Source organism: Novosphingobium endophyticum (assembly GCF_014640675.1).
Classification (GTDB): domain Bacteria; phylum Pseudomonadota; class Alphaproteobacteria; order Sphingomonadales; family Sphingomonadaceae; genus Novosphingobium; species Novosphingobium endophyticum.
In genome coordinates this window covers 39346-45755 of the sequence record NZ_BMHK01000029.1, presented here as the reverse complement: position 1 = coordinate 45755, position 6410 = coordinate 39346, and the positions used below count along the sequence as shown (strand labels likewise).

Sequence of the window (6410 nt, the reverse complement as noted above, 5' to 3'; positions counted from 1 at the left end):
TGATTGGCACAATGGGTCCTGAAACAAGTTCAGGATGACGGAACTGTCGTGACCAGACTTTGTCTTCACGCCGCCACGGTCGCAAGCGCGGCGGCTATTGTCCAGCCTTGAGAGCGCCTTGCGCCACTCGGGCGTAGATGCGCGCGAGCGCGTCGAGGTCTTCCAGCGCCACCGCCTCGTCACGCTTGTGCATCGTCGCATTGCACAGGCCGAATTCGATGACCGGCACGATGTCCTTCAGGAAGCGTGCGTCCGACGTGCCGCCGCTGGTCGAAAGCTCGGGCGCGATTCCGGTCTCGGCGCGAATTGCGTCTGCAAGAATGGTCGAGAACGCACCCGGCTCGGTCAGGAAGGCCTCGCCCGAAATCACGGGACGCGCGGTGCCCCCGTGCTTTTCGGCGATGGCAGTCACGCGCGCGCCGAGTTCGGCGCCGGTGTGCAGGTCGTTGAAGCGGATGGAGAGGCGCGCCATGGCCTTGGCGGGGATCACGTTGTGCGCCGGATTGCCGACGGTAAGGTCGGTGACCTCCAGGTTCGAGGCCTGGAACCACTCGGTCCCCTCGTCGAGTACCAGCGCGTTGAGTTCGGCCAGCATGGCGACCAGCGGCGTGATCGGGTTGTGCGCCAGATGCGGATAGGCGACGTGGCCCTGCATGCCTTCGACTTCGAGGAAGATGTTCACCGACCCGCGCCGGCCGATCTTCATCGTGTCGCCAAGGCGGTTGACCGAAGTGGGCTCGCCCACGAGGCACAGGTCCGGAATGTCGCCACGCTCGCGCATCAGGTCGATGAGGGCGAGCGTACCGAAGCGCGCCGGGCCTTCCTCGTCGCCAGTGATGACGAAGCTGATCGTGCCGGCCTCTGCGGGAATCTCCCGCACCGCCGCGACCATGGCCGCGATCGAGCCCTTCATGTCGACCGCGCCGCGTCCGTAAAGCAGCTCTCCGCGCCGTTCGGGCAGGAAGGGCGCCGTGGTCCAGCCCTCGCCCGGCGGCACAACGTCGAGGTGCCCGGCAAAAGCGAAGTGGCGCGAGCCTTCGGGTCCCCTGCGGATGGCGAAGAGATTCTCCACCGGCCCGTCCGGCGCCTCACCGGCCACGAAGCGCACTACCTCGAAGCCGAGCGGCGCAAGCTGGCCTTCCAGGCAGTCGAATACCAGCCCCGTTGCCGGGGTGACGCTCGGGCAGGCGATCAGGGCTTCGGCAAGCTCGGCGACGCTTGCAGTGGCGGGCGCGGTCTGGGACATAAGGCGGCCCATCGCACAAGCCCGCGTCCTTGACCATAGGCGCAGAGCGCAAGCCATGCCGAAACTCGATCATGAAGCGATCCCGCAGTCCAACGGGACAGGCTATCCCGATCCAGGCCGCCAATGGCGACGCCTAGCCCCTGCCGGCGGCCTGACGCAGATGGGTCCACCGAAAGCACGCGATGCGCATTTGCGGACGAAGGCGCCGTCCCGGGTGACCGAGCGCCCAGAGCGCAGGATCTACGACGAGGCCGCTTGGATTCCGCAAATCATATTGCGGGAAGCCAGCGACCGCCTGTGCGGCGAGTGATGGCGTCCGTTCATTCCGATCTGTTCTTGCGCATTTTTGGATACTGCCGGAAGGGCAAAAATCACTCCCACTCGATCGTGCCCGGCGGCTTCGAGGTGTAGTCGTAGACCACGCGATTGATGCCCTTCACCTCGTTGATGATGCGTGTCGCGGTACGGCTGAGGAAGGCCGAATCGAAGGGGTAGATGTCGGCGGTCATGCCATCGGTGGAGGTTACCGCGCGCAGGGCGCAGACGTTGTCATAGGTACGGCCGTCACCCATGACGCCCACGGTCTTGACCGGGAGCAACACCGCGAAAGCCTGCCAGATCGCGTCATAGAGCCCCGCATTGCGGATCTCCTCGAGGTAAATCGCATCGGCCTTGCGCAGGATGTCGCAGCGCTCGCGACTGACTTCGCCGGGGATACGGATCGCGAGGCCCGGGCCGGGGAACGGATGGCGCCCCACGAACACGTCGGGAAGGCCCAGCTCGCGGCCGAGTTCGCGCACTTCGTCCTTGAACAGCTCGCGCAGCGGCTCGACCAGTTTCATGTCCATGCGTTCGGGCAGGCCGCCGACGTTGTGGTGGCTCTTGATCGTCACCGAAGGCCCGCCGGTGAAGGAAACCGACTCGATCACGTCGGGATAGAGCGTACCCTGGGCGAGGAACTCGGCGCCGCCGATCTTCTTCGCCTCGTCCTCGAACACGTCGATGAAGGTCTTGCCGATGAACTTGCGCTTGGCCTCCGGGTCGGTGACGCCTTCCAGGCCCTTGAGGAACAGCGTGGAAGCGTCGACATGCACCAGCGGGATGTTGTAGTGCCCGCGGAACAGCGATACGACCTGCTCCGCCTCGCCCATGCGCATCAGGCCGTGGTCGACGAAGACGCAGGTGAGCTGGTCTCCGATCGCCTCATGGATCAGCACTGCCGCAACCGCCGAGTCCACGCCGCCGGAAAGGCCGCAGATCACACGGCCCTGGCCGACCTGCGCGCGGATTTCCTCGATCTTGGTCTTGCGGAACTCGGCCATGGTCCAATCGCCGGCAAGGCCGCAGACATGCCGCACGAAGTTCTTGAGCAGTCGGGCACCGTCGGGCGTGTGGACGACCTCGGGGTGGAACTGCATCGCGTAGACGCGCTTCTCGTCATTGGCGATCACCGCGAAAGGCGCCCCCGCGCTTGCGGCCACCGGCCGGAACCCCTCGGCAAGGCGCGTCACCTTGTCGCCGTGGCTCATCCAGACCTGGTGCTTCTCTCCGACCTTCCAGAGGCCGTCGAACAGGGCGCATTCGTCCTCGATCTCGATGAAGGCGCGACCGAATTCGCCGGTATCGCCCATTAGCACCTCGCCGCCGAGCTGGTGCATCAGCGCCTGCTGGCCATAGCAGATTCCGAGCATCGGCCGACCGCTTTCGAGGATCACGTCAGGAATGCGCGGCCCGCTCTCGTCGAGCACCGACGCGGGTGAGCCCGAGAGGATCACGCCGGCCGGATCGAGCCGCCTGTACGCCTCTTCAGCGACTGAAAACGGTGCGATTTCCGAATAGACACCCGCCTCGCGCACGCGGCGTGCGATCAGCTGCGTCACCTGGCTGCCGAAATCGACGATCAAGATGGATTCAGAGGTCGGATTGTTCATGGCCGGGCACTAGTATCGCGAGCGCCGGGTGTCCAGACAGATGCACCTGCCGGCCCACCTCCATGAAGGGGGATTTTGCCCTTAGTTGCAAATCTTGCAACTTGTTTTGTTGCTTTTGACATTGCGAAAATTGCCCGCACCCATACCTTGCAACTGCGAAGAGGGGAGACCCTCCGACTACTGCAGGAGCAAGACATGACGATCATCGAACGGACCGTCGGCCTCGCCGCAGCCTTGGGCACCAGTGCCCTCGCGTTTGCTCTGACCCTCGCCTGAGGGGCGAAACCGACCCAACGAGAAAGGCGGCCCATAAGGCCGCCTTTTTCGTGCCTTATGCCCGCGCACGGCTCCCGGATGTGCCGAAGCAAGGCTGCTCGCCGCAAACCCGCGAAGCGCAACATGCGCTGGCGCCTTTCGACGAAACTGACGCTATCGGATTGAACGCGATCGTTGCCGTTCGCCCGTCGCGCTGCACTGCAATATGCGTGCGGTGCATCGCGCAGGTCCGACCCACGCCGAATACATGAAATGCGATAGTTGCAAAAAACGAAAGCCGGGATGCAATAGGGGCAAGCCGCCCTGGACTCCCTCCACCTTGGCGCACCACCCCACCTTCCCCCCAACTCTTGTGGAAAAGCGCCGCCAGGACGCCGCTTTTGCTTGGGTTTGCCCCCTGCAATCCCTATAGAATCGCCATGGCAAATTCCGAAGAAGCCGCCCCCGGGAACGGCAAGAACGAAAACTCCTATGGCGCCGAATCGATCAAGGTCCTGAAAGGCCTCGACGCGGTGCGCAAGCGTCCCGGCATGTACATCGGCGATACCGACGACGGTTCGGGCCTGCACCACATGGTTTTCGAGGTTTCGGACAACGCCATCGACGAGGCGCTGGCGGGGCATTGCGACCTCGTCCTGATCGAACTCAATCCCGACGGCTCAGTCTCGGTCGAAGATAACGGCCGCGGCATCCCGACCGACATCCACAGGGAGGAAGGCGTCTCGGCGGCCGAGGTCATCATGACCCAGCTTCACGCCGGCGGGAAGTTCGAGAACACTTCGGACGACAACGCCTACAAGGTTTCGGGCGGCCTCCACGGCGTCGGCGTCTCGGTCGTCAATGCGCTGTCCGAATGGCTGGAACTGACCGTCTGGCGCGACGGCAAGGAACACTGGATGAAGTTCGCGCACGGCGATGCCGTCTCCCCGCTCGAAGTGCGCGGCGCCGCACCGGACGGCAAGAAGGGCACGCGCGTGACGTTCCTCGCCTCGACGGACACCTTCAAGAACGTCACCGAGTTCGATTTCGAGAAGCTGGAGCACCGCTACCGCGAACTCGCCTTCCTCAATTCCGGCGTGCGCATCAAGCTGCGTGACAAACGGCACGAGGAAACGATCGAGCACGACCTGTTCTACGAAGGCGGCATCGCGGCCTTCGTGCAATACCTCGACCGCAACAAACAGGCGCTGATGCCGGATCCGATCGCCATCACGGCCGACAAGGACGGGATCGGGATCGAAGTCGCGCTCGAATGGAACGATTCCTACTACGAGAACGTGCTGTGCTTCACCAACAACATCCCGCAGCGTGACGGCGGTACCCACCTCGCCGCCTTCCGCGCGGCGCTGACGCGCACGATCAACAATTACGCGGAACGTTCGGGCCTGCTCAAGAAGGAGAAGGTCTCGCTTTCGGGCGACGACATGCGCGAGGGGCTTACGGCGATCGTTTCGGTCAAGCTGCCGGACCCGAAGTTCTCCAGCCAGACCAAGGACAAGCTGGTCAGCTCCGAAGTGCGCCAGCCGCTCGAAAGCCTGATGGGCGACAAGATGAGCGAGTGGCTGGAGGAAAACCCGGCAACTGCCAAGACCATCATCCAGAAGGTGATCGATGCCGCCGCCGCGCGCGAGGCCGCCAAGCGCGCGCGCGAACTCACCCGCCGCAAGGGCGCGATGGACATCGCCAGCCTGCCCGGCAAGCTTGCCGACTGCCAGGAACGCGATCCGTCGAAATGCGAACTGTTCCTGGTCGAGGGTGATTCGGCCGGCGGCTCGGCCAAGCAGGGGCGTGACCGCAAGACGCAGGCGATCCTGCCGCTGAAGGGCAAGATTCTCAACGTCGAACGCGCCCGTTTTGACCGCATCATCTCGTCCAAGGAAGTCGGCACGCTGATCCAGGCCATGGGCACCGGCATCCGCGACGATTTCAACCTCGAAAAGCTGCGCTACCACAAGATCGTCATCATGACCGACGCCGACGTCGACGGCGCGCATATCCGCACCCTGCTGCTGACGTTCTTTCACCGCCAGATGCCCGAGATCATCCGCGCCGGCCACCTCTTCATCGCCCAGCCGCCGCTCTACAAGGTCGCCAAGGGCCGCAGCGAGGTCTACCTCAAGGACAATGCCGCGCTCGACCGCTATCTGGTCGAGGGTGGTCTGAACGGCCGCGTTCTGGAGACTTCCGGCGGTGCGCGCGGCGGGACGGACCTGGAATCGCTGGTCGAGCATGCGATCCGCCTGCGCAACCTGATGGCCTTCGTGCCGCGCCGTTATGATCACAATATCATCGAGGCACTGGCGCTCGCCGGCGTGCTTGTGCCCGATCTTTCGCAGCAGGACCGCGAGACCGCAATGGCCCGCGCCGCGCAGTGGCTCGATCGCGGCGACAGCGAGGCGAAGTGGACCGTGCACATGACCGAAGAGGGCAACCTCGAAGTCGAGCGGCTGTGGCGCGGCGTTACCGATCACCACAAGATCGAAGGCGCCTTCCTGACGAGCGCCGAGGCGCGCAAGCTCGCCCGTCTCGCCGCAGAGAACGCAGATGTCTATGCGGGCGCCGCGCGTCTGGTGCGCGCCGGGGCGGTTTCCGAGACGGCAGAGCCCGAACCCGCGGAAACGACCGAACGCGAAGAGGAAGTTGAAACCACAGCGCATCGTCCGACGCCGGGTGAGGACACGATTACCCGCCCGAGCGAACTGCTCGACAAGGTTCTCGCCACCGGCCGCCGCGGGCTTTCGATCCAGCGCTACAAGGGCCTTGGCGAAATGAATGCCGAGCAGCTCTGGGAAACCACGCTCGATCCTGAAAACCGCGCGCTGCTGCAGGTCAAGGTGGAGGATGCCGACGTCACCGACGAAATCTTCACCCGCCTGATGGGTGACGTGGTCGAACCGCGCCGCGAGTTCATTCAGGAAAACGCGCTCAACGTCGCCAACCTGGACGTGTAAAGGCGA

3 protein-coding genes are annotated in these 6410 nt (G+C 64.2%); 1 reads left to right on the top strand and 2 read right to left on the bottom strand.

Annotation, left to right across the window (positions count from 1 at the left end; genetic code table 11):
- Positions 1–94: 94 nt before the first annotated feature.
- Both dapE and guaA read right to left on the bottom strand, forming a co-directional pair.
- Positions 95–1246: a succinyl-diaminopimelate desuccinylase gene (dapE, locus tag IEX32_RS16405; RefSeq protein WP_188772629.1), complete on the bottom strand. Its 1152-nt coding sequence runs from the start codon at positions 1244–1246 to the stop codon at positions 95–97.
- A 371-nt stretch (positions 1247–1617) separates the two neighbouring features.
- Positions 1618–3177 carry a glutamine-hydrolyzing GMP synthase gene (gene guaA, locus IEX32_RS16400; RefSeq protein ID WP_188772628.1) on the bottom strand — a complete coding sequence of 520 codons (1560 nt, stop codon included), beginning with the start codon at positions 3175–3177 and terminating at the stop codon, positions 1618–1620.
- Between the two features lie 695 nt (positions 3178–3872).
- Here guaA and gyrB point away from each other — a divergent pair.
- Entirely contained in the window at positions 3873–6404 is a 2532-nt protein-coding gene (gyrB, locus tag IEX32_RS16395; protein ID WP_188772627.1) for a DNA topoisomerase (ATP-hydrolyzing) subunit B, read from the top strand.
- Positions 6405–6410: the final 6 nt, after the last annotated feature.